Genomic DNA, 425 nt, shown 5'->3' with positions numbered 1-425 from the left:
CGCCTACCTGGAACAATCGAACGCTGCGGGCGATTCTGCGCCGCTATGCGGCCAATGCTTCGCACATCGGCTGGATCGATGTCCATACGGGCCTCGGTCCCTATGGCCACGGTGAAAAGATCTACGCGGGGCGCAATGTGGCGTCCGACATTGAACTCGCACGTGCCTGGTGGGGCGCCGACGTCTTTACGCCGTTCAATGGGGAATCAGTGTCGACCGGCGCATCGGGCCCGGCGGTCTCGACCATTTATGACGAATGCCCGGCAGCCGTTGCGGGACTTCTCGGGCTGGAGTTCGGCACCTACCCCGAAACGGAAGGGATAAACACCCTGCGGGCCGCGCAATGGCTGTTCCGGCACCCGGAAGCGCCCGTCCGGCAACAGAGTGCGATCCGCAAGCAGATCCGGGACGCTTTCTACTGCGAC

The 425-nt window shown here is 63.5% G+C and carries 1 protein-coding gene; it reads left to right on the top strand.

The window, feature by feature from the left end; translation table 11 throughout:
• A partial coding sequence (locus PQQ96_RS42240; RefSeq protein WP_408303379.1) for a DUF2817 domain-containing protein occupies window positions 1-425 on the top strand: 425 nt, incomplete at both ends.

Origin of the sequence: Paraburkholderia sediminicola, assembly GCF_046027825.1 — a bacterium.
GTDB lineage: Bacteria > Pseudomonadota > Gammaproteobacteria > Burkholderiales > Burkholderiaceae > Paraburkholderia > Paraburkholderia sediminicola_D.
Note: the sequence above shows the minus strand (reverse complement) of the source record. Positions and strands in the feature narration are given on the sequence as shown.